The 21,897-nt window shown below is 60.1% G+C and carries 21 protein-coding genes, 2 pseudogenes and 1 riboswitch; of the genes and pseudogenes, 10 read left to right on the top strand and 13 right to left on the bottom strand.

Going from position 1 to position 21,897, the window contains the following annotated elements; all coding sequences use genetic code 11:
* Position 1: 1 nt before the first annotated feature.
* From WA237_RS17055 to WA237_RS17085, 7 genes are all read left to right on the top strand, one after another.
* A complete protein-coding gene (locus WA237_RS17055; protein WP_336099066.1) occupies positions 2-1,453 on the top strand; it encodes an NAD-dependent succinate-semialdehyde dehydrogenase in 1,452 nt (483 codons plus the stop codon).
* A 41-nt stretch (positions 1,454-1,494) separates the two neighbouring features.
* Complete coding sequence (locus tag WA237_RS17060; protein WP_336099069.1) at positions 1,495-2,595, top strand: TRAP transporter substrate-binding protein; 1,101 nt, start codon at positions 1,495-1,497, stop codon at positions 2,593-2,595.
* A gap of 81 nt (positions 2,596-2,676) precedes the next feature.
* Positions 2,677-3,879 (top strand): cytochrome P450, encoded by a 1,203-nt coding sequence (locus tag WA237_RS17065; RefSeq protein ID WP_336099071.1) that lies wholly within the window; start codon positions 2,677-2,679, stop codon positions 3,877-3,879.
* A 12-nt stretch (positions 3,880-3,891) separates the two neighbouring features.
* Positions 3,892-4,215 carry a 2Fe-2S iron-sulfur cluster-binding protein gene (locus WA237_RS17070; RefSeq protein WP_336099073.1) on the top strand — a complete coding sequence of 108 codons (324 nt, stop codon included), beginning with the start codon at positions 3,892-3,894 and terminating at the stop codon, positions 4,213-4,215.
* 2 nt (positions 4,216-4,217) lie between these two features.
* On the top strand, positions 4,218-5,444 hold the full coding sequence (locus tag WA237_RS17075; protein WP_336099075.1) for an NAD(P)/FAD-dependent oxidoreductase: 1,227 nt from the start codon (positions 4,218-4,220) through the stop codon (positions 5,442-5,444).
* Complete coding sequence (locus WA237_RS17080; protein WP_336099076.1) at positions 5,441-6,016, top strand: TRAP transporter small permease subunit; 576 nt, start codon at positions 5,441-5,443, stop codon at positions 6,014-6,016. The genes WA237_RS17075 and WA237_RS17080 overlap by 4 nt, the downstream gene beginning before the upstream one ends.
* Entirely contained in the window at positions 6,016-7,653 is a 1,638-nt protein-coding gene (locus tag WA237_RS17085; protein WP_336099077.1) for a TRAP transporter large permease, read from the top strand. The genes WA237_RS17080 and WA237_RS17085 overlap by 1 nt, the downstream gene beginning before the upstream one ends.
* Before the next feature lie 150 nt (positions 7,654-7,803).
* Here WA237_RS17085 and WA237_RS17090 read toward each other — a convergent pair.
* Positions 7,804-7,992, bottom strand: a pseudogene (locus WA237_RS17090) (IS3 family transposase); the annotation flags it as partial.
* A 158-nt stretch (positions 7,993-8,150) separates the two neighbouring features.
* Positions 8,151-8,762 (bottom strand): recombinase family protein, encoded by a 612-nt coding sequence (locus tag WA237_RS17095; RefSeq protein ID WP_047998388.1) that lies wholly within the window; start codon positions 8,760-8,762, stop codon positions 8,151-8,153.
* Between the two features lie 120 nt (positions 8,763-8,882).
* Here WA237_RS17095 and WA237_RS17100 point away from each other — a divergent pair.
* Both WA237_RS17100 and WA237_RS17105 read left to right on the top strand, forming a co-directional pair.
* Positions 8,883-9,257 (top strand): annotated as a pseudogene (locus WA237_RS17100) (DUF4158 domain-containing protein); the annotation flags it as partial.
* Positions 9,258-9,429: 172 nt separating this feature from the next.
* Entirely contained in the window at positions 9,430-9,591 is a 162-nt protein-coding gene (locus tag WA237_RS17105; protein WP_336099079.1) for a hypothetical protein, read from the top strand.
* Positions 9,592-10,553: 962 nt separating this feature from the next.
* On the opposite strand, the gene WA237_RS17110 is transcribed toward WA237_RS17105, so the two are convergent.
* The 11 genes from WA237_RS17110 to WA237_RS17160 form a co-directional block, all read right to left on the bottom strand.
* Entirely contained in the window at positions 10,554-10,994 is a 441-nt protein-coding gene (locus tag WA237_RS17110) for a hypothetical protein (protein ID WP_336099080.1), read from the bottom strand.
* 169 nt (positions 10,995-11,163) lie between these two features.
* On the bottom strand, positions 11,164-11,880 hold the full coding sequence (locus tag WA237_RS17115) for a DNA-processing protein DprA (protein WP_336099081.1): 717 nt from the start codon (positions 11,878-11,880) through the stop codon (positions 11,164-11,166).
* Between the two features lie 68 nt (positions 11,881-11,948).
* A complete protein-coding gene (locus WA237_RS17120; protein WP_336099083.1) occupies positions 11,949-12,248 on the bottom strand; it encodes a hypothetical protein in 300 nt (99 codons plus the stop codon).
* Entirely contained in the window at positions 12,196-12,864 is a 669-nt protein-coding gene (parA, locus tag WA237_RS17125) for a ParA family partition ATPase (protein ID WP_336099084.1), read from the bottom strand. Before parA ends, WA237_RS17120 begins: the two co-directional genes overlap by 53 nt.
* Positions 12,865-12,924: 60 nt before the next feature.
* A complete protein-coding gene (locus WA237_RS17130) occupies positions 12,925-13,425 on the bottom strand; it encodes a replication initiator protein A (protein WP_336099086.1) in 501 nt (166 codons plus the stop codon).
* Between the two features lie 20 nt (positions 13,426-13,445).
* A complete protein-coding gene (locus WA237_RS17135; protein WP_336099044.1) occupies positions 13,446-14,405 on the bottom strand; it encodes an IS5 family transposase in 960 nt (319 codons plus the stop codon).
* A gap of 63 nt (positions 14,406-14,468) precedes the next feature.
* Positions 14,469-15,971: a TonB-dependent receptor plug domain-containing protein gene (locus WA237_RS17140; RefSeq protein WP_336099087.1), complete on the bottom strand. Its 1,503-nt coding sequence runs from the start codon at positions 15,969-15,971 to the stop codon at positions 14,469-14,471.
* A 125-nt stretch (positions 15,972-16,096) separates the two neighbouring features.
* A riboswitch (cobalamin riboswitch) is annotated at positions 16,097-16,310 on the bottom strand.
* A 309-nt stretch (positions 16,311-16,619) separates the two neighbouring features.
* Entirely contained in the window at positions 16,620-17,789 is a 1,170-nt protein-coding gene (locus tag WA237_RS17145) for a M24 family metallopeptidase (protein ID WP_336099089.1), read from the bottom strand.
* The gene (locus WA237_RS17150) at positions 17,779-18,972 is read right to left on the bottom strand and encodes a diaminopropionate ammonia-lyase (RefSeq protein WP_336099091.1); all 1,194 of its coding nucleotides are present in this window, start codon (positions 18,970-18,972) and stop codon (positions 17,779-17,781) included. The genes WA237_RS17145 and WA237_RS17150 overlap by 11 nt, the downstream gene beginning before the upstream one ends.
* Positions 18,969-20,120 carry an amidohydrolase gene (locus WA237_RS17155; RefSeq protein ID WP_336099092.1) on the bottom strand — a complete coding sequence of 384 codons (1,152 nt, stop codon included), beginning with the start codon at positions 20,118-20,120 and terminating at the stop codon, positions 18,969-18,971. Before WA237_RS17155 ends, WA237_RS17150 begins: the two co-directional genes overlap by 4 nt.
* A 133-nt stretch (positions 20,121-20,253) precedes the next feature.
* Positions 20,254-21,000: a GntR family transcriptional regulator gene (locus WA237_RS17160; RefSeq protein WP_336099093.1), complete on the bottom strand. Its 747-nt coding sequence runs from the start codon at positions 20,998-21,000 to the stop codon at positions 20,254-20,256.
* Positions 21,001-21,199: 199 nt separating this feature from the next.
* On the opposite strand from WA237_RS17160, the gene WA237_RS17165 reads away from it, so the two are divergent.
* Positions 21,200-21,880, top strand: coding sequence for a maleate cis-trans isomerase family protein (locus WA237_RS17165; RefSeq protein ID WP_336099095.1), 681 nt, complete (start codon positions 21,200-21,202; stop codon positions 21,878-21,880).
* The last annotated feature ends 17 nt before the right edge of the window (positions 21,881-21,897 follow it).

The raw sequence follows: 21,897 nt of genomic DNA on the forward strand, positions 1-21,897 counted from the left end.
GATGAAAGACCTCCCACAGACGCCGTATCCGGACACCGGCTTGCTCTTGGATGGCGAATGGAAAGCTGCGACTGATGCAGCCTCCGTGCCGGTGATCAACCCGGCAACCGGTGAGGCAATCGGCCATGTCGCCAAGGCCAGCGCCGCAGACCTTGAGAACGCTGTTGTATCTGCTGAGAAAGCGTTTGGCGCGTGGAAGCAATCCACCCCGCTGACCCGTTCCGCTGTTCTGCGCGGCGCAGCGGCGCTGCTGCGGGACCGCGTGGATGAGATCGCGCCGATCATGACGCTGGAACAGGGCAAGCCGGTGGCCGAGGCGTGCGCCGAAATCATGGCTTGCGCTGAGATTTTCGAGTGGTTCGCCGAAGAAGCGCGCCGCAGTTACGGTCGTATCGTACCATCACGCCTGGATGGATCGCTGCACATGGTACTGAAGGAGCCCGTTGGCGTGGTCGCCGCATTCACCCCCTGGAATTTTCCGATGAGCCAAGCCGCGCGCAAGCTAGGCGCGGCCCTCGCGGCGGGTTGTGCGGTTGTCATCAAGCCGCCGGAAGAGACCCCAGCCTCTCCAGCGGCCCTTATCCAGACGCTGATCGACGCAGGCTTGCCTGCAGGCGTGGTGAATGTGGTCTACGGCGTGCCATCGGAAGTCAGTGAGGCGCTTATCCCACACCCAAAGGTGCGCAAGATCTCCTTTACCGGGTCTACTGCCGTGGGCAAGCTGCTAGCCTCCATGGCGGGCGCACACATGAAGCGGATCACGATGGAACTGGGCGGCCATGCGCCTGCGCTGGTCTTTGACGATGCCGATCTGGAGCGTGCAGCTGACGTGCTGATCACTGCCAAATTTCGCAACGCCGGACAGGTCTGCATCGCGCCGACACGATTTCTGGTACAGCGCGGGGTTTATGACCGGTTTGTGGACTTGCTGAAGGAGCGGATTGAGGCACTGCATATGGGCCCGGGCATTGCGCCCGAAACCTCCATCGGAGCGCTTGCCAATCCCCGCCGCGTGGAAGCGATGAAAACGCTGGTGGCCGATGCCATAGAGCAAGGGGCGCGTTGCCTATGCGGCGGCAATGCCGGAGAGGGCAAAGGCTGGTTCTACGCGCCAACACTTCTGGTCGATGTGCCGCAGATGGCGCGCGCGATGAACGAAGAGCCCTTCGGCCCGGTCGTTCTTGTTGCGCCTTTCGACACCACCGAAGAGGCTATCACCGAGGCCAATCGACTGGACTACGGGCTTGCTGCCTTCGGCTTTACCGCTTCGCTGGAGCGCGCCGAGGCCATACGCACCCGGGTGCAGGCTGGCATGGTCAGCATCAATCACTGGGGCATTGCTTTCGCCGAACTCCCGTTCGGTGGCGTCAAGGACTCGGGCTACGGTTCGGAGGGGGGGCTCGAGGCAATCGAGTCGTATTTGAATACGAAACTGGTCTCGCAAATGGCGTGATCCATCGCCCTGCAAAGGGGCAAATCAAGAGGGAGGAAAACATGACTACATTCAACAAGGGGCGGCGGCAGATGTTGCTGACGGGACTCGGGGCCACGGCCGCCGCAGGCCTGGCGGCACCCGCCATTGCACAGTCCAATCCGTCGATCACATGGCGCATGCCCACCACCTTCGGGCGCAACCTGATCGCGCTGTATGGCTCGGCCGAACGCTTTAGCGCCGTGGTCAACGAGATGACGGAAGGGAATTTTAACATCCAGTGGTTCGGTCCGGGTGAACTGGTCCCGCCGCTTGGCGTGGCCGATGCAGTCTCAGAAGGCACAGTGGAAATTGGCCAGACGACAGGTTTCTACAATGTCGGCCAAGATCCCACCTGGGCGCTGGCGACGGGTCTTGTCTTTGGCATGAACGTACGCGGCCATGCGGCCTGGCTCGTGAACGGCGGCGGCAACGAGTTGATGCAAGATTTCTTTACAGAGCAGGGTGTCCACGCGCTTTTCACGGGCAATACTGGCGCGCAATCCGCAGGCTGGTTCCGTAAAGAAATCACCTCAATGGATGATTTCCAAGGTCTTCGGATGCGCATCGCCGGGCTTGCCGGGCAGGTCTTTGCCGAAGCCGGGGGCAGCCCGCAGCAGATCGCACCGGGCGAGATTTATACAGCACTTGAGCGTGGCACGATCGACGGTACGAAATTCACATCGCCGATCGACGATGAACAGCTCGGCTTTGCCCGCGTGGCGCCGAACTACTACTGGCCAGGTTGGAACGACGGCGGTGCGGCAGTACACACCTTCGTTAATCTCGGCCTTTGGAACGACCTACCGCCGCACTACCAGACGATCCTGACCGCAGCGGCTTCCCATGCGGCTGAATATATGCAGACGAAATACGACGCCGAAAACCCGGCGGCGCTGCGGCGGGTGCTGGATGCCGGTGCTCAGATCAAATTTCTGCCGCCCGACGTTATCAACGCGCTGAGCGAGGCCTCGGACACAGTCTATGGCCGGATCGCGTCCGAAAATGCGCGGTTTAAGGAAATTTACGATCATTACACGGCCTACCGGCAAGATCTCTACTTCTGGTGGCGTGTTTCGGAGCTTCCTTACGACACCATGATGGTGCGCAAGCTCTTCTCATAGGCGCGATCATCGCCTCGCGGCCACTTCCTGGTCGCGCGGCTCCCTATCTCTCCAACAGACAGACAGACCGGAGGACGGCCCATGCTGGATTCATTTTCCAAAAGCGCTGCACCATCGACTCAGATTGATCCATTCAGCCGCGACTACATTCTTGACCCCTATCCCTATCACGCACAGTTGCGCGAGATAGGTCGGGTTGTCTGGCTTGAGAAATACGGCTGCTGGTGCCTGCCAAAGCATGACGAAGTCAAGGCTTCGCTCATGAACTGGCGCGGCTTCAGCTCTAGTGCCGGTGTGGGCCTTGCCAATTTCCACAAGGAAAAGCCCTGGCGGCCACCCAGCGTGTTGATCGAGGCGGATCCGCCCGAACATACGCCGCGCCGGGCCGTGACGGGCCGCGTCATGGGAGCTGCAAATATCAAGCGCATGCGCCCTCAATTCGAGGCGAATGCGGCGGCGATGGTCGACAGAATTCTCGACGCAGGGACGGTGGACGGCTTTGCGGATGTGGCCAAGGAATACGTTCTCAAGGTCTTTCCCGATGCGGTCGGGGTGGCCCCCGGCGACCGTGACAATCTTTTGTTCTACGGTTCAATGGTGTTCAACGCCTTTGGTGTGCTCAATGACATCTTTGAGGAATCGGCCCGCCATGCGGCCCCGCTTACCGATTACATTCTGCAGGCCTGCAAGCGTGAGAACTTGACAAAGGACGGATTTGGCGCGCAGATCTACGAGGCTGCGGACAATGGCGAAGTCACCCATGACGAGGCCTTCATGCTGGTGCGGTCGCTCCTTTCCGCTGGGGTCGATACCACGATTTACCTGATCGCCAATGCCATCTGGTGCTTTGCCAAATACCCGCAGGAATGGGACAAGCTGCGCGCCGATCCGACCCGCGCCCGCGCCGCCGTTGAAGAGGTGCTGCGGTTTGAGTCACCCTTCCAAGGCGCCTTCCGCACAACGGGCGAAGACATGGAGGTGGCCGGTATCAAGATGGGGGCCGAGGAAAAGGTCTTTATCGTGTTGGGTTCTGCCAACCGGGACCCTGACCGTTGGGACAATCCGGATGTATTCGACATCGACCGCAAGACCGTCGGTCACATGGCCTTTGGGGCCGGCATCCACGGTTGTGTTGGTCAAATGATTGCACGGCTCGAGGCAGAATGCTTCGTGCAGGAACTGGCGCGGCGGGTCTCGAAGATCGAACTGACCGGTACGCCGATACACAAGGTGCACAACACGATCCGCGGCTTTGAAACGCTGCCGGTTCGCTTTGTTTCGTAAGGACAAGATACCATGACAAAGATTCACTTTCAGCACCCCGACGGTAGCGTCACCGAGATCGAAGGCACCGATGGCGATAGCGTCATGCAAACCGCGCTGGACAATGACGTAGACGGGATCGTCGCGGAATGCGGCGGCTCGGCCATGTGTGCGACCTGCCATGTCTATGTCGTTCCGGAATGGCGCGACAAGCTGCCCGCGATGAACGAGACCGAGGACGCCATGCTCGAGTCCGCTTCCGAAGAGCGGACAGAAGGCAGCCGGCTTTCCTGTCAGATCCCGCTTTCGCCTGACCTAAACGGGCTGCGCGTGATCCTTCCCGCAACGCAGGTCTGATCATGGAGTCTGGGGTTGTCATCGTCGGGGCAGGGCAGGCCGGGCTGCAAGCGGGGCTGTCGCTGCGCGAAGGAGGGTATTCTGCGCCGATCACGCTGATCGGGGACGAGGCTCATGCTCCTTATCAGCGCCCGCCGCTGTCCAAAACCTATCTGGCCAGCGATGTTGCTCCCGACACTTTGTTTATCAAGCCGCGCGCGGCTCTGGCATCCCGTGACATCACATTGCGCGACGGCACACGGGTCACGGCCATCGACCGCGACGCCCGGACAGTGACGCTGTCGTGTGGTGACGTTTTGGCGTTTACCTCGTTGATCCTTGCCACCGGGACACGCAATCGCCTGCTTCCCTTGCCTGGTGCCGAGGCGAAGGGCGTGCACGCGCTGCGCGGTGTCGATGACGCGCAGGCCTTGCGCGAGGCCCTGGGCGCGGCTCGCCGCGTTGCCATCATCGGCGGCGGCTTCATAGGGCTGGAGATCGCGGCAAGCCTGCGCAAGCGCGCCATCGCCGTCTCGCTGTTCGAAGCGGGTGACCGGCTTTGTGCACGAGCCTGTCTGCCGCAGACTTCCGAGCAGTTGTTTATGCATCAGAGGAACATCGGCACGGACGTCAATATCGGTGCGCAGATCGCGAGGATCGAAACCGAAGCGGGCAGGGCCGTCGGGATAGCCTTGCAAGACGGACCCATCGTACCGGCGGACCTCGTTTTGGTCTGCATCGGCGTGGTACCGAACACGGAACTGGCCGAAGCGGTGGAGCTGCCTTGCGATAATGGTGTTGCGGTCGACGCGCATTTGCGCACCGCCGACCCCGACATCTATGCGATCGGTGATTGTGCAAGCTTTCCTTGCCCGGATCACGGGCGGCGCGTCCGGCTGGAATCGGTGCCCAATGCCACTGCGCAGGGGCGTTACGTCGCGGGCTCTCTTCTGGGGCAGGACGCGCCATTCCGTGCGTTCCCGTGGTTCTGGTCCGATCAAGGTGATCTGAAGCTGCAGATGGCGGGCGTGTCCGACCCGCAAGGCTCAGTGGACCGGGTCGCCACCGCGAACGGGCAAGTGATCTTTAATTTTTCGGCTGGCCGGCTCTGCGCCGTGGAGTGTATAAACGCGCCCGCGGAATTTGTGACCGCGCGCAAACTGGTAAGCACTGGCGCGGCCCCCACTAGAGAAGCCTTGATTGAGGCTGACTGGAACCTGCGTGCGCTGGCCAAGGTCAAAGCAGCATGACTGGGCTTTTGCGCCTGTGCGCCGGCATCGACACGCTGAACACCGCGATCGGCCATGCGATGCGATGGGCGGTGCTTGCCGCCGTACTGATCAGTGCGGTGAACGCGGTAATGCGCCGAGTCTTCTCCATGTCCTCCAACGGGTGGCTTGAAGTACAATGGTATCTTTTCGGTGCGGTCTTCTTGCTGGCTGCGGCGCACACCCTTCGCCGCGATGAACATGTGCGGATCGACTTTCTATCTTCGCGAATGAAACCGCGTACCTTTGTAAGGATGACATTGTTCGGGCATTTGTTTTTCCTTTTGCCCTTTTGCCTTGTCATGCTGTGGCTATCGGCGCCTTGGGCTTTATCGTCCATTTTGTCCGGTGAAACTTCGGCAAACGCTGGCGGCCTTCCGCTTTGGCCGGCAAAGGCCATTGTCCCGCTTGGATTTATCCTGCTGAGCCTGCAAGCCATCGCAGAAATCATCCGCAGCAACGCCCGCCTTTCCGGCGCGCTGCCGCTGGTTGAACAAAAGGTAGGGGCGCATCAAGGCATGGCCTCCGCACGCCAGAACGAAGGACGCTCCTGATGTTTATCGACCTTATCGCGCACAACCTTGCGCCGATCATGTTCATCACTGTGATGGCTATGCTGCTTCTGGGCTACCCTGTCGCCTTTACTCTGGCCGCGGGCGGTCTGGGCTTCTTCGTCATCGGTGTCTGGCTGTCTGACTATTCTCCCGAAATCGGCCTGTCGTGGGAGCTTTTGGGTGCCCATCCCGAACGGGTCTTCGGCATCATGAGCAATGAGACCTTGCTGGCTATTCCGTTCTTTACCTTCATGGGGCTGGTGCTTGAGCGGTCAGGTATGGCTGAGGACTTGCTGAAATCCATCGGGCAGGTCTTCGGCCCCGTGCGTGGCGGCCTTGCCTATGCTGTGGTTGTCGTGGGCGCACTCTTGGCGGCGACAACCGGTGTGGTTGCAGCGAGCGTAATCGCGATGGGCCTGATCTCTTTGCCGATCATGTTGCGCTATGGCTATGATAGGGGCGTTGTTGCTGGCTCCATCACGGCGGCAGGGGCATTGGCGCAGATCGTGCCGCCTTCTCTGGTGCTCATCGTTCTGGCCGATCAACTCGGACGCTCGGTTGGGGACATGTATCTGGGCGCGCTTTATCCCGCGTTGATCCTTGTGGGCGCCTATTGTCTTTACATCTTGGCACTCGGCGCATTCCGGCCCAAAAAGGTTCCGTCCTTGCCGCCGGAGGCGCGTAATTTTGAGGGTGGTTTGGGCTCGCTCCTCTTCGTGGTCGCCGCGGCCGTGGTAGTCTATTTCGCGCTTGAGACGTTATCCATGGCTAGTGTGCGAGATGAGGTTCGTACTGTCTGGGCCGGTGCGTTCGCGGCTGCGCTCGCTCTTGGCGCCTGTCTCGCCGAGCGGAAGTACCGGTTCGGAATGATCTCTGATTTGGCGCAATCGGTTATCATCGCCCTATTGCCACCCTTGGCGTTGATCATGCTCGTACTCGGGACAATCTTCCTTGGGATTGCGACGCCGACCGAGGGCGGCGCGATGGGTGCGGTCGGCGCATTGGTGATTGCTGCGACCAAGCGCCGGTTGACTCGTGATGTGTTACGCGAAGCCTTGGACTATACCGTCCGTTTGTCGGCCTTTGTCATGTTCATCCTACTGGGTGCGCGTGTCTTCGCGCTGACCTTCTACGGCGTGAACGGCAACGTCTGGGTTGAGGAATTGATGCTTGCCTTGCCTGGCGGTGCGACAGGGTTCCTCATTTTCGTGACGATGCTCGTCTTTATCTTGGGTTGCTTCCTGGACTTCTTCGAGATTGCCTTCATCGTCGTCCCATTGCTGGCACCGGTGGCGCATGTGCTTGGGATCGACCTGATCTGGCTCGGCGTCATCCTGGCGATCAACCTTCAAGCTTCGTTCCTGACGCCGCCCTTCGGCTTCGCGCTGTTCTACCTCAGATCCGTCGCTCCCGTGGGACGATGGCACGACGCTGAAACCGGGCGCGAGTTCGACGGCCTGACCACCGGGCAAATCTACCGCGGTGTGGTGCCGTTCATTGCCATCCAAGTGGCTGTGATCGCCTTGGTGATTTGGCAGCCGGAGCTGGTCACGCATTACGCGGATATCGAGCCTACACAGGAAGGCTCTATCGATTTTGGAAGCGGTGACGGTGGGTTCGAGTTGCCAACCTTTTAGAAATAGGGCCCAAGGGAGAGAGAAATTGAAAATAGTTTTGGTACATGGATCGTGGCACGATGGCAGCCTGATGGAGCCGCTTGCCCAATGCGCTCTGAAGCTCTGACGGATTGAACCGCACCGGGTTTGCCGGAGGCCGATTGATGTAAGTTACGCTGCCATTGTTTCAGTTTCCAGAGCTGCGTAGAAGTTGGCTTCGGCTTCTGCTGGCGGGATGTTTCCGATGGGTTCCAGCAGGCGGCGGTTGTTGAACCAGTCGACCCATTCGAGGGTGGCGTATTCGACGGCGTCGAAGCTGCGCCAGGGGCCACGTCGGTGGATGACCTCGGCCTTGTAGATGTAACGGCCTGCAATCATCCTGAGTTCGGCTTGCAAACATCGTGATTTTTGGCCCGGATTATTTGCGTCTATCCTGGGTGCCGAACCCGCATTATTTGCGAATGAGCCCGAATTGTTTGCAACCAGGGGTCTGATGCCGGAGAGTGCAGTATCCTACGCTAAGCGCTGAGAACCCGTTTCCCGTAATCGCGTAGATTGCCGTTCGGGTCGACATATCTGTAGAGCGTGACTGGTTTCACCCCGAGCTCTTTGCAGAGTTCTGAAACCGACGTATCGCGACTGGCCATAGCGGCCTGCGCCATTCGCACCTGCGCTTTTGTCAGAGCAAACTTCCTTCCCCCCTTTCGGCCGCGCGCGCGGGCTGCTTGGAGCCCGGCCATTGTGCGTTCGCGGATCAACTCGGTTTCAAATTCGGCCAGCGCTGCAAAGATGCCGAATGACAGCCTTCCAGCCGCAGTCGTTGTATCAATCTGCGCCCCTTGCCCGGTGAGAACCTTGAGACCGACGCCACGCTCGGACAGCATGCTGACGGTTTTGACAAGGTGGTGGAGGCTACGCCCCATACGGTCGAGCTTCCACACAACCAGGACATCGCCCTTGCGCAATGCCTTGAGGCAGGCCTCAAGACCGGATCGGTCATCCTTCTTTCCAGATGCTAGGTCCGAATAGATCTGGCCTTCTTCGACCCCTGATCCGATCAATGCATCTCGCTGTAAATCGAGGGACTGGCTGCCGTCGGCTTTCGAGACCCGTGCATAGCCGATCAGCATGTTTCACAAACGTTCGTTTGAGACGATCTGGAAAACGACGCGCTTTCAGCCATCCGAACAATTCCCTATTCAGTATCTTAATCATCAATACGCAAACCATATGTAGAAAGCAAAAGGAACATGGCGCATCGTACTATCCTCACCGAGCGTCAGCGCTCAGTACTTTTTGATCTTCCGACCGATGAAACGGCGATGTTGCGCCACTACACCCTTGCGGACGACGATCTGGAAATCATCCGCGCCCGCCGCCGCCCCCACAATCGTTTTGGGTTTGCTCTCCAGCTTTGCGCATTGCGCTATCCCGGTCGGTTGTTGACCCCGGGCGAGGTCATTCCAATGGAGATCACGCGCTTCCTGGCTGCGCAGCTTGGGCTGAAATCAGACGATCTGGCTGGATATGCAAGCCGCGAAGAAACGCGTCATGAACATCTGGCGGCCCTGCGGGATCTCTATAGCTACAAGATGTTCACTGGCCGAGGATCGCGCGACCTGAAGGCCTGAGCGGCATTGGTTTCTCTGCCCAGCTCGGGGTTGCGGTCGCCGGGTTGCCATCCTCTACGGCGGGGCAATCTTCGCCTGCCGCCATTGCTACCGGCTCGCCTACCCTTCTCAGCGCGAAAAGCCAGGGGATCGAGCTGCACGGCGGGCAGATCGCATCAGGGACAAAATGGGCTGGCCTGGTGGCATCCTGGAAGGCGGCGACTGGGGCAAGCCCAAGGGAATGCACTGGCGCACCTATGAGCGGCTTTGCCGGGAACACGACGCCCTGTCAGATCGCGCCCTGGTCGGGATCATGGATCACCTGAACCGCCTGTCCGGTCGTTTCTAAAATAGAGAGATTTAGAAGGGTGAAGGTGGCAAGAAATAGGAACGTTAACTTCACACGCGGGCGAGCCGTCGCCCTGCCCTGTCGCGTCGGAGGCTGTGGGAAGGTGGCAAGAAATAAGGGCGCTTTCTTCGCATACCAGTCAGCTCGAAAACCGGCTGATTTGCCAAGGCATAACCCGTTTTAAAATGAAGGTGCGACATTGGCAGGATATGCCGCTTGTCTGCGGGTTTTGTCCGACCTGCCCCGCGCCCAAACCGCCCCGATAAATGGGGTCGGTTCGGTCTGGGCGCTTTCCTGAATGCTGGAAAGCACGGTGGTGTTTTTCACCGGCCAGACAACGGCTTGGCCGCTAACCTGGGCCGGTTTCCGGGAAGGGGAGTTAAAATCGGAAAATCGTTACTGGGGAACGGCTTGGCGAAGCAGGAAGCGCCCTTCGCCACTTCTGCTTGAGCAGAACGCTTTACTTTACGGCACTAATAATGCCAGGGGCAGCCTCTTGCTGTCCGGCGGCCCCTTTGGGCCAACACCATTGTTTCTCGGAAACGTATGAGACCGCTTGCTGAACAGCTTCAGGTGGAGGCCTGTACTCTCGACGATTATGCCATCAGGCGGAATACGCGGCACGAACATCATGCCCTCGCGATGCGCCACTTGGGGCTTTCCCCTTGAGCAAGTTGACCGCGCCCTGAAGCGCAATGCGCTCCCTGGTGTCCGCATTGAACACGGGCGGTTGGGAGCACGTCATTCTATCCGGCGACTTCGATTGGCATTCTGGAGCCGCAGACCGCAAAATTGCGCGACCACTGAACATCAGGCCAGCCAGAGACTGGGGAACCTGATTGTGTTCGCTGAAAGTTCTTCCTTAGCGTGGTTCTACGAAGAAACCTTCCGATGGGGCCTGCTTGTCTATGCTCTGAAGGTTAAAACAGTCACAATTACCACACAAACCCACATTTGTGCATTTATGGGTCGCGATGCGTTTTACCCGATGGATAACCCACAATGATGCCGGTGGACGGGTCCACTATCTTCTCGATGTCGTCTTGGAGGCCCTGCGTCCGTATCATCGCGAATATTCTGATTTCCGCGTTCGGGCAGACCGCTCGGAGCAATTCCGCACAGGCGAAGCTTGTTCGCCCCATCGTCAGCACGTCATCCACAATGGTGATTTTGTCCGGCACGAAGAACGGGCGTTCCGCCTCGATGCTATCAAGGTGAACCGGTACAAGCGGCCTTTCAGCCGCCGGAGAGTTAGAAGAACGCGGCACCGCTTTGGTCCGCGTCAGGTAGGTTTGCACCTCCTGGCCAAACCCGTGCTCGTGCAAAACATCGCAGATAACCTTGGCAGGCCATAAAGCGCCATCCGGCAGGGGCGCGGAGCGGGGTGCAGGCACCAAGGTCACATCCGACCCTAAGAATGGCCCAAGGACAGCCGATTTGGAATCTTGGAGGTGTGGAACTGCGGTTCCGAGAGTATGCAGCTTGCCCGCCTTGACCGCGCCACAAAGCGTCCGAGACTTTCGGGATAGGTCGGATTTGCCGCGCGGGGAATAATTGGCAAACGTGCCATACTCATAGCTCGAAGGCACGAACGCCCCCGGCTGTGTAGTTTGGGATATCGAGCAGGATATCCGGCAGGTTCTCACGGCGCAAAACCTGCGCCCCATACTCGATAAGCTGCTTTGGCCAGGTCAGGTTCGGGTCAGTTGCGACGTTCTCAAGGAGGTAGAGGTCGCGCCCAAGCCGAATTGCTTCCCAGCCCTGGTGGCGCGTCCCGCTCTTCTCGCTTGCCTCGATAACGATGGTCGCATCGCAGATGAGCGCCATCGTCCGATTGCGGCGCGGGAAGTTTTCGCCCCTGCCCGGATAACCTTCGGGAAACTGTGAAATCGCAAGGTGGTTGCGCTTTATCTCTTCGAGCAGCCCCGCGTTCTTCGCCGGATAGGCCTTGGACAAGGGGGTTCCAAGTACGGCAATGGTGCGTCCGCCCTCTTCAATCGCGGTTCGATGCGCCACCGTGTCGATGCCTTCGGCCAGACCGCTCACCACGATGATGCCTTGCTCTACGAGTGCCCGCGTCACGGCCTTTGCGCGTTTGATGCCGTCCGGCGTGGCCTTGCGAGAGCCAACGATTGCCACGCGGGAGCCTTCGGTCAGCAACGAGGGATCGCCCGCCGTGTATAACACGTCCGGGGCGTTCTTCTCTTCCACCGGGCCAAGTGGCCCAAGGGCTTCTCTCGTTCTTAGCTCTGCGTGCATTTCCGTCCTAGCGATGCCTTTTTGTGTCACCGCCCTCCCCTTTGTTTTTACATCACAAATATGGTTTAGTGCAATTTTTCACACAAACCCACATTTGTTCATTTGCGAGTTATTCCCGCCTCGTCTTCAAGTTCCTTCGTTCGCGCCTCGATGTATGCTTGCAGTTCACCGACCATCTTTCGGTCGGTCGCACTACAAGCGGTCTTGAAGCGCGTGTGCAGGCTGGCCGGTAGGTCGAGGCTCAGGCGCTTTGTCGGTTCATCCGTTGCCGCAGATTTCGCCACCGGCTTCGATGTCCGTGTCGTGTCATGCCCTGCCCCGCCTCGCTCGAATGCGAGGATTTGGTCATCCGTGGGCTGCTTTGGCTTCGGAGCCGCTGAAAATGTCTTCTTCGACATACCGCTCAATCTCTTTCGTTAGGTGTTCAATCTCACGGGCGGCATTGCTATCGCCTGCCCACTCGAAAATCGTTTGCCCCATGGTCATGCCTTCCGCGAAGGCGACCCGTTGCTCGATTTCGCTTTCCAAAATCGGCAAGCCCGCCTCTGCGGCCATGTTGCGGATATCCCGACCAATCACGGTTTTCCCTATTTTGCGGGAAACCACAAACCCACATTTAAGGGTTGGTTTGAATTCTTGCGCTTCCTTCACTTGGCGCACCGTCAGGTCGGATGCCCAAGTCGAAAGACCCGAAGGCTCAATCGGCAGCCCGACGAAGTCCGAGGCCACGATACAGGACCGGGCTATCTCTTCGGCATGGGGTGGCCCGTCGATGATTGTGTGGTCGTAATCTTGGGCCAGCTTGAGCGCGTCCCGTGCCATGTTCGCGCGCGCCATGCTCACGACCTGGAAGGGCGCATCTTCGCGCAGGCTCGCCCATGTCGTAGCCGAGCCTTGCTTGTCCGCGTCTATCAGCAACACCCGATGTCTCTGGCGTGCCAAGCAGCCCGCCACGTTCACCGAGAGGGTGGTTTTGCCGACGCCGCCTTTTTGGTTCAGGAAAGAAATTATCATGAATCAATCTCACCACATTCGTGGGAATGCGTAAAGGCACAAACCCACATTTGTGCGTACCTAGCGCTTGTACGCACCACGTTTCTTGCAGAACGCCAAGAAATGCTTGTCCGCGTCCTTCACGTCGATGGCCTTGTCGTAGACCCACGACCGCCACTCGCTTTCGAGCACATAGACATCCCAGCCAGGCGCGAGACGCCGTGCCTCATCGTGCGTGTCGAGCTTTTTGAACCGCAAAGCTTGGAAGGGCAGGGCGACGACCGACTCAGCCGCCTTGGGACGGAAGACGACATTGTCCCCCTCGATGCTCATCACGTAATCGGGCATGTGGTCGTGCGCGGCATCGTCCTCGATAATCTTGCCAAGCAGTCGTCGGAATTCTTTCGTGGTCGAACCGGAACCACACTTGTCGCGCAAGAGCTCGATGCCGCACTTCCATTTTGGCTGTGACCCGCAATGCTTTCGCGCCAGCTCGTAGAGCCGCCGTTCGAGGGGCTTGCGAAGGAAAAAATATTCTTTGTTCAGCGTGACCGCGTTGCACGAATAGCGGTTGGGCCGCATTTGCCCCTTTCCCCGGTTCGTTATGCGACACGCTCATAGGCCGCACGACCGAGACGGGTCATGCGGTTGAGGGCGTTGACAGCGATGCGGGCTTCGGTTGTCTGGGTCTCCATGTTGCGGCTGCGCAGTTCCAGTCCGATGACCTGTTTGTATCGCCCGATCTGGGCCTCGCCGCGCGATCTCTGACCATAACCGGTGGCCTTCTGCCATGCCATTCGGCCAGTTTCGGTTATCATGCCGATATGGGCGTTACGTGCCTGGCAATCTCCGGGAACGGCGTTCTTCGGCGGCGGAATAATCAGCTCGACATCCGGGCCAAACGCGTGCCGGATGGTCGCGGCGGTTGGTACACCATCATAAGCCCCGTCACCGATGAAACGGCGCACCGGACCGGACACCTCGGCAAGAAGGTCGGGCAGAGCGCCGGTGTCCCCGACCTGCTGGGGTGTCAGGCAGGACGCCACAAGCTCGCCGCTCTCCAGATCGTAGCCGATATGCAGCTTGCGCCATATCTTGCGGGCCTTCGGCAGCCCGTGCTTCTCACGCATCCACTCGCGGCCACCGTGGACACGCAGCCCTGTGCTGTCCACAACCAGCGCGATCGGACCACTGGCTGTCCGGGTGTCGGGCGCGATCTGAAGCGATGGCGCACGCCGGCAAAGCGTCGAAAAATCCGGCACGGGGAGGTCCGTCTGCATGAGCCGCAGCAGACTGCGGACAAAGCCCTGCGTTTGGCGAAGCGGTAAGCCGAACACGGCGCGCAAGGTCAAGCAGGTCTCAATCGACAGATCAGAATATCGTTGTTGACCACCGCGCTTGCCGGAGCGCACTGCGCACCACCGAGACACCGCGTCTTCGCTGAACCAGACCGTCACGTCACCACGCTGGCGGAGCGCCTCGTTGTATTCGGCCCAGTTCGTCACACGGTACTTTGCCTTCGCAAACTTATCCCGCCGCGACGCGTTGAATTTGAAAGGCATCCCAGCATCCCGCAGTCAAATCAAAGGACCAGCTACGCATCGGAAACGATTTGTGCAACACGCTCAGGCCATATAGAGCGAAAACCGTTCTGACATCGAGTACAGACCCGACAGCTCGATCCCCTTAGAGGTGGTTGTGCCAGGCACCTGATTGTAACAACCAAAGCCGCTGCCACAGGCGACAGCGGCCGGGTCATAATCAATCAGGTCTTCGACATCGGTATAGAACAGGGTTGCCTTTATCGAGCCGCGCCCAACGAATGTCTTTTCGACGCCGAGCTCATAGCTCAAGCTATGCTCGGGCTGCAAAGATGGGTCGCCGAAGGCGCTGAATCTTTCGTACAAGGAGGGCGCGCGATACCCCGTACCGACCGAAGCACGTACCGCAAGATCGTCCTGCGGGCGGTAAACAGCCGTCAGGCGCCCCGTAACCTGACCACCAAAGCTCGAGTTTTCATCGTGACGCAACGAGGCTGACAGATCGACCTGATCTGACGGGCTGATCAACAGCTCAGCCATGATGCTGGTATTGTCTTCAGAGCCACGGACCGTGCCGGAATTGACCTCTTCCTGCGTGTGGTCGAGACCAAGATTGAGCGATGCCGACGCGGTCAGTTGGGCGCTGCCCAAATAGGAAAGCGACCAGCGTTCGCCTTTGAACCGCGGGGTCGCGCCACCGGGATCTTTGCGGTCGATATCGAAATAGGCATAGCTGAGCGTATGCGTGATCGCCCCCGTATTGAGCTCGGTAAAAAGGCGCGCACCGCGTTCTTTCGAGGACAACGTTCCAGACGAATCCAGCGCGAAGGCGGAGCGATCAAACTCGCTCCGACCATCGCGATAGAGCAAAGCGCCGCCCACCGTGACGGCATCGGTAACGACATATTCCCCGGTGAGGTGAAGCGTGGATTGTTCGAACCCGTCATTTTCCGTATTGAAGGACTGCGCTGAGATTCCCTCCGATTCCATACGCCCATAGCTGAGGGCGACAAAGCCGCGCTCGGTTCTATGTCCGAGGCTCAACGATCCACTGTAGGTATCGAAACTGCCGGCCTCCGCTTGCGCGCGGCCTGAAAAGCCGAGCTCGGAAGGCTCAAAGGTCGTGATATTGACGACACCGGCAATCGCCTCCGATCCGAAAATAGCCGACTGCGACCCTTTGAGCAGTTCAATACGTTCGACCCCAGAAGCGGTGAACCCGCCAAAGTTAAACTGATTTTGTGTGCCCGATGGGTCGGACACATCAATACCATTGATGTGCACCCCGACATAACGCGCAGGCAACCCGCGCACCTGGATCGTACTCAGCGCCCCCAAGCCACCATTACTGATCAGGTTCACACCGGGAAGGCGTGCGAGCCGGTCGATCACGCGGGTGTCGTTCTGCCCCGCCTCAGCCCCTTCCAATATCTCGATATTTGCGCCGGTATGGGTCTGTTCGACAGGCAACAGAGAGGAAACTTGAACGATGATCGGCTCAAGATTAAAGGTAAGCTCCTGTGCAAAGGCCGGAGCTGCGAAAACAGCAATGCTCGCCGTTAAGGGCGCTATGGAATAGCGTGTCATAATTAATCCTCCAACCGCGACAATCGCGGCAGTCGTTGAATTAACTGACGGAAGAAAACAAACCGTCAGCGGTGCAAATGCCACCACGACGGAAGGTCCGTAGGCCATGACGCGCCCCGCGCCCGGACTGGGTGATCCCTTCGGCAGGTCTCCTGACTCGCGGGTCGAGGCTCGGTCGGGTCTTCCCACTGTGGTGTTCACAGCAGTGACAATTTCCGACTTCGCTTACCGCTTACAGTTGCGGGGGCAGTTACGGCCTTGGCAGATCACAGATCTTGCCGCACCGTATTCCCTATTATCCAGATCACGATGATCCAGACCGAAGTGCGAAATGCTATATCGCAGATCATCAACCTAGGGAAGACGGAATCAAGCGGTTGCACCTTTGGAGGGCCCGAGCTGGGCCTGTGGCAGATGCTAAACAGAGGCATCGCCGATAAGCAGTCGACATGCGTGCTTAGAATGAAATGCGCCGATCGGACGGAGGTCTTGAGCGACAGGGCTGTCTCATCACAAGCCCCTCCTGGGGCTGCTAAGCCTGAGCCATCATTATTCTCAATAATAAAAGCTTGGCCTGATGGCCGGGGAGCCATTATTCAGGCTGCTGCCCAAATCCAACGGGGGCCAGTTTCCCGCCCCCCGCCGAGATCAGATCACCGGCAGTTCGGGGGCGGCGCGTTTGGTCAGGAGGCGGCCGCCCTCGGGCGTCACGACGATGTTTTCCTCATGAACCATCATCCACCCATCCCCGTAGGAGAGCGAGGGCTCCAAGGTCAGCACCATGTTCTCCTGCAGCAACGTGTCGACGCCGGCCATATGCGAGGGCTGTTCCGTCAATTGCATGCCCAACCCGTGACCTAGCCGGCCGATGTCACCACCGCTGTCGTCCAATTCGGAAATGACTGCGGTCATGGCGGAAAACAGGTCATGACAGCTATTGCCCGGCCGCGCGGCGTCGAGCCCGGCCTCGGTGGCACGCCACAGCACGTCATAGGCGCGTCGGGCATTGTCATCGGCGTGGCCGATGGCCCAGTTCCGGTCGAAATCGCAGTAGTAGCCATCCCAGACACAGCCGGTGTCGAGCATCAGCACATCGCCTGCGCTCAGCGGGCGGCGCGAAGGCGGCGAGATGCAATCGGCATAGCCTCCCTGATCCGCTGCGCCGACCACATAGGGGGCGTCATCCGCGCCCTGCGCCAGCGCTTCGCGGCGGAAGCGGCGGAACAGCTCTTCGAAGGGAAGCCCCTCGCTCACCATTTCGGGAACCTGCTCGAAGGTGGCCGAGCCGATAGCGCAGATATGGGCGAGCTTTTCGATCTCGGCGGGTGTCTTGACCATGCGGAGCCCCTGAACAAGCCCGGTGGCATCCGCGATCTCGAGCCCGGGCAGGGCGGCGAGCAGCCGTTCCCAGTCGCCCAACGGCATCCGAAGCAGCGTTTCATGGCCCTTGAGCACCCCCAAACGGGACTTCGCTCGGGCGAGCGGCATCAACAATTCTGTCAGAAGGCTAACGCCGTCATCCTCGGGCACGGGGGCCGACCAGGTCCGCACCTCGTCGAGCCAGGACCGCCGCATAAGCTCGGCGCCGATTTCAGGGATCACGGCCACGGGTTTGCCCTCGGCCGGGACAAAGACGAACCAGGGCCGGGTCGGGCTCTGCCAGAAGAGGGTCTGGAAACCGGTGAAATACCGCACCTCGGGTTCGGTCATCAGCAGCAGGCCGTCGAGCCCGTCCTTGGCCATCAGCGCCTGGGCGCGTTTGGTTCTGGCTTCGAATTCCGCGTTGGGAAAGCCTCTGTCGAGCGTATTAGGCTGCATCTCGCCCCTCCATGATCATCTCGAAGATCGCCGGGTCGGTGACCCCTTCGGATCCGATCAATAGCACCCGGGAGGTGCTGTTGAGCCCCAGCTTTTCCGACAAAGCGGCATCCTGGCGCGACGCGATCAGCGCGGCGAGCCCGGCGACGGCGCTTTCACCCGCTTCAATGGTGGGGTCACCGCCCAGCGGACGTGCCAGCAACCGCACGCTCGGGGCGACGAGAGCCTCGGGGATGGTGAGAAAATCGCTGGCCTCTTCGGCGAGGATTTCCCAGGCCATCTCGGACGGTTCGCCGCAGGAGAGCCCGGCCATCAGCGTTTCCTGTTCGATGGTGACATTGGTGGCCTTGCCGGTCTTGGCGCTCTCGAAGAGGCAGGCGGCGAGTTCGGGTTCGACGATGACCACACGCGGCGAGGCGTCGCCCCAATATTGGCGCAGGCCAGCCACCACGCCGGCCGCAAGGCCGCCGACGCCCCCCTGCAGGAACACATGGCTCGGGGCGTCGTTCAGGGCCTCGCAGATTTCCTGAACCATGACGCCATAGCCTGCCATCACGTCACGCGGCGGCATCGAATAGCCGGGCCAGGAGGTGTCGGAAACCACGAACCAGTTGTTCGCCTCGGCTTCGGTCTTGGCCAGATCGACCGAGTCGTCATAATCGCCCGCGATGCGGATGACCTCGGCCCCCAGAGCGCGCATGGCTTCGGCGCGGCCTTCGCTGACCTCGGCGTGAATGTAGATCCGGCAGGGGGCGCCAAAGCGCTGGCAGCCCCAGGCCAGGGATCGGCCGTGATTGCCGTCGGTGGCGGAGACGAGGGTGATTTCGGCGCAATCGTCGGCGTGTTTGCCATTGCGGATATCGGCGAGGGGCACGTCCCGGCCAAGCTTGGCCGAGATTTCACGCTGCAGCACGCGCAATGCGGCATAGGAGCCGCCGAGCGCCTTGAAACTGCCGAGGCCAAAGCGCGGGCCTTCGTGTTTATAGAGGATCTCTGCGACGCCGATCGTCTGCGCAAGCGCGTCCAGCGAGACCAGCGGGGTCGGCTCGTAGCCCTCCCATTGGGTGATCTCGTCACGGGCGGTGGCGAAATCCTCGCGCGAGAGCACGTCTTCGGCGGCGGTGCCGGTTTTGCGGGTGGCGGCCACATGGGCCACGGCGCCGCTGGGCAGGAGATTTGTCATTCTTGGTCCTTTCGGTGGGGCAGGCGGCTCCGTACCAGATCGGCCCAGAAGGCCGCGCCAATGGGCAGGAGCGCGTCGTTGAAATCGTAATCCGCAGCGTGCAGCGGTTGGCCATGGGGGCCGGTGTCACCATTGCCGAGCAGGATGAAACAGCCGGGCACGGCGTTGGCGAAATGGGCGAAATCCTCGGAAAAGCTCATCGGGTGGCGATCAGGGATCGTGTCCAGTCCGCGCTTTCGGGCGGTGTCGATCACCGCCTCGGTCGGGATCTCTGCGTTGATCACCTCGACGAATTCGGTGTTGAAGCTCATCGAAGCCTTAACGTTATGGGTCGCGGCGACGCCGTCGACGATCTGGCGCATGAAGGTTTCGATTGCTTGCCGGTCCTCGGGGAGACGGGCGCGGACATCGCCTTTGAGCGTGGCGTGACCGGGGAGGACGTTGCGTTGACCATCGGTCAGGAATTCGGTCACCGAGACGACGGCCCCGGCCCCTGGGGCCAGCTTGCGCGAGACGATGGTTTGAAGGGCAAGCACCATTTCAGCGCCGACGGTGATTGCATCGACACCGACATGCGGCATGGAGGCGTGGCCGCCCTGGCCAGAGATCTCGACTTCGAACAGGCTCTCGCTGGCGCAGATCTGGCCTTTGCGGGTCGAGATCTGACCGAGCGGGGCGCCGGGCAGGTTGTGGATGCCGTAGACTTCTTCGATGGGAAACCGATCGAGAAAGCCCTCGTCGAGCATCGCCTGGGCACCCAGCCCGTGTTCTTCGTTGGGCTGGAAGATGAACACGACGGTGCCGTCGAAATCCTCTGTGTCGGCGAGCAGTTCTGCCGCACCGAGGAGCATGGTCAAATGGCCGTCATGACCGCAGGCATGCATGACGCCGGGGGTTTGCGAGACATAGTCATGGGTGCTCATCTCAGAAATCGGCAGCGCGTCCATATCGGCGCGCAGGCCGATCGCTCGGTTGCCGCTGCCAGCGCGGAGGATACCGACGACGCCGCGCCCCTCATGCACCTCGAGCCCGAGGTCGCGCAGCCGTGCCGCGATCTGGGACTTGGTGCGATCCTCCTGAAATCCCAATTCGGGATGGCGATGGAAATCGCGGCGCAGCGCGGTCAGTTTGGTAGGGAAATCGGCCATTGCGCATCTCCTGAAGTGTTTGGCGTCAAGATAGTCAAAGCGGGCGTTTTTTTACGTCAAAGTTTACCGCCAATGTGACGTTTGCAGTCTGAATTGACGGGCTTGGTGATTTTTTTCGGAAGGCATTTAGGTATCAGCCCAGTTCACCCACGATTGCCTGGGCCGAGAATTCAGCCAGTTCGCCGCGCCAGATCTGTGACCCGAAGCAAAAGGCGCAGCCGTCGCTGTCGCGGATCACCTGTTCGAGCGTGATGCCGGGATGATAGGGCGCAAGCCCCAGCAAGCTGGCCTCGCCAGGCTGCATGGCGCGCATGCGGATGGTGATATCGCCGGTGCGGGCCGAGATCCCGTAATACTGCTCAAGGAGCCGGGTGCTCGATTGCCGCAGATCGTGTCCGAGGAGATCGGGAAAGCGGCTGGCGAGCACATATTCGGTTTCGAGAAAAGCGGCATGGCCGTCGGTGCGAAAGAGCCGCGTGTAGCGGTGCAGAGGGGTCGCCTCGGGCAGTTCGAGCGCGCGAGCAAGACGCGCGTCGGCAGGGATCGTGCCATGCGACACCAGCTCTATGTCGAGCGTATCGCCGCAGGCCTGAGCCTTGGCTGCGAAACTCACCATGTCGGAGATGTTGTAGGTGATCCGCTTGGGCGAGACGAACCGCCCCTTGCGGTCTTCGCGGTAGCTCAGCCCTTCGGCATCGAGCGCCTCTAGGGCGCGGCGGGCGGTCATCCGGCTGACATCGAAACTCTCCGCGAGCGACCGCTCTGATGGCAACGGTGCATGAGCCGCGAGTTCGCCGTTGAGGACCCTGTCGCGCAGGTGATCGACGATCTGACGGAAGATAGGTGTCTCGGCGGTGGCGTCTGCAGAGTGCTGCGGCATGGGGGTCCTCGAAGTTTTCTTTGACTAACATGAAAGCTGGTATATACCAAGTATCCAATTGGTATATACCAGATGAAATTCAATTGGGTCATCAGAGATGAACGACGCGCAACATATTGAAACATTGGGATTCGCGACCGACGAGGGGCTCGGATCAAACGCCCGAATCGGGTTGATCGTGTTGCAGACGGATCAAACGATGGAGCATGAGCTCTCGAGTCTGCTGCGAGACGAGGGGGTGGCGCTTTACCATGCGCGCATTCCCAACGACACCGAGGTGACGCCCGAGACATTGCGCCGGATGGAGCAGGACCTGCCGACCGCTGCGGCGTTGCTGCCGGGCAATTTCGGCTTTGACGCCATCGGCTATGGCTGCACTTCCGGCACCACGATGATCGGCGAAGCGCGCGTGTCCGAGATCCTGCGCGCGACGCATCCCACGGCCCGGACGAGCAATCCACTGAGCGCCTGCAAGGCGGCGCTGGCGGCGCTGAGAGTGCGGCGGATCGCCCTGATCACGCCCTACGCCCCGAACGTGACGCGCAAAATGCAAGACAATCTGCAGGCGGCCGGGATCGAGATCAACGCCGTGGCTACCTTTGATCAGGGCGATGATTTCGTCGTGGCGCGGATCACCTCGGAGGCGATCCGCGACGCGATCCTTACCATCGGGGCGCGTGACGATTGCGATGCGGTCTTTGTCTCCTGCACCAGCCTGAGGGCGCTGCCGGTGATCGCCGAGACCGAGGCACAATTGGGCAAACCCGTCCTGTCGAGCAATCAGGTGCTGGGATGGCATCTGGCGCGGCTGGCCGGGTTGACCGCCGACCGGCCTGAGGCCGGCCAACTCTTCAAGACACAACTGGTCGCGCATAGCTGACCGAAATTCTGCAAGGG

The organism is Roseovarius sp. CH_XMU1461 (assembly GCF_037027165.1).
Taxonomy (GTDB): Bacteria; Pseudomonadota; Alphaproteobacteria; order Rhodobacterales; family Rhodobacteraceae; genus Roseovarius; species Roseovarius nubinhibens.

Coding starts and splice junctions, on each gene's coding strand:
- WA237_RS17075 (WP_336099075.1), top strand. CDS start 4,218: ATGGAGTCTGGGGTTGTCATCGTCGGGGCAGGGCAGGCCGGGCTGCAA.
- WA237_RS17060 (WP_336099069.1), top strand. CDS start 1,495: ATGACTACATTCAACAAGGGGCGGCGGCAGATGTTGCTGACGGGACTC.
- WA237_RS17055 (WP_336099066.1), top strand. CDS start 2: ATGAAAGACCTCCCACAGACGCCGTATCCGGACACCGGCTTGCTCTTG.
- WA237_RS17085 (WP_336099077.1), top strand. CDS start 6,016: ATGTTTATCGACCTTATCGCGCACAACCTTGCGCCGATCATGTTCATC.
- WA237_RS17095 (WP_047998388.1), bottom strand. CDS start 8,762: ATGCTGATCGGCTATGCACGGGTCTCGAAAGCCGACGGCAGCCAGTCC.
- WA237_RS17140 (WP_336099087.1), bottom strand. CDS start 15,971: ATGACACGCTATTCCATAGCGCCCTTAACGGCGAGCATTGCTGTTTTC.
- WA237_RS17130 (WP_336099086.1), bottom strand. CDS start 13,425: ATGCGGCCCAACCGCTATTCGTGCAACGCGGTCACGCTGAACAAAGAA.
- WA237_RS17070 (WP_336099073.1), top strand. CDS start 3,892: ATGACAAAGATTCACTTTCAGCACCCCGACGGTAGCGTCACCGAGATC.
- WA237_RS17080 (WP_336099076.1), top strand. CDS start 5,441: ATGACTGGGCTTTTGCGCCTGTGCGCCGGCATCGACACGCTGAACACC.
- WA237_RS17165 (WP_336099095.1), top strand. CDS start 21,200: ATGGAGCATGAGCTCTCGAGTCTGCTGCGAGACGAGGGGGTGGCGCTT.
- WA237_RS17145 (WP_336099089.1), bottom strand. CDS start 17,789: ATGCAGCCTAATACGCTCGACAGAGGCTTTCCCAACGCGGAATTCGAA.
- WA237_RS17155 (WP_336099092.1), bottom strand. CDS start 20,120: ATGGCCGATTTCCCTACCAAACTGACCGCGCTGCGCCGCGATTTCCAT.
- WA237_RS17150 (WP_336099091.1), bottom strand. CDS start 18,972: ATGACAAATCTCCTGCCCAGCGGCGCCGTGGCCCATGTGGCCGCCACC.
- WA237_RS17065 (WP_336099071.1), top strand. CDS start 2,677: ATGCTGGATTCATTTTCCAAAAGCGCTGCACCATCGACTCAGATTGAT.
- WA237_RS17120 (WP_336099083.1), bottom strand. CDS start 12,248: ATGTCGAAGAAGACATTTTCAGCGGCTCCGAAGCCAAAGCAGCCCACG.
- WA237_RS17105 (WP_336099079.1), top strand. CDS start 9,430: ATGGGCTGGCCTGGTGGCATCCTGGAAGGCGGCGACTGGGGCAAGCCC.
- WA237_RS17135 (WP_336099044.1), bottom strand. CDS start 14,405: ATGCCTTTCAAATTCAACGCGTCGCGGCGGGATAAGTTTGCGAAGGCA.
- parA (WP_336099084.1), bottom strand. CDS start 12,864: ATGATAATTTCTTTCCTGAACCAAAAAGGCGGCGTCGGCAAAACCACC.
- WA237_RS17160 (WP_336099093.1), bottom strand. CDS start 21,000: ATGCCGCAGCACTCTGCAGACGCCACCGCCGAGACACCTATCTTCCGT.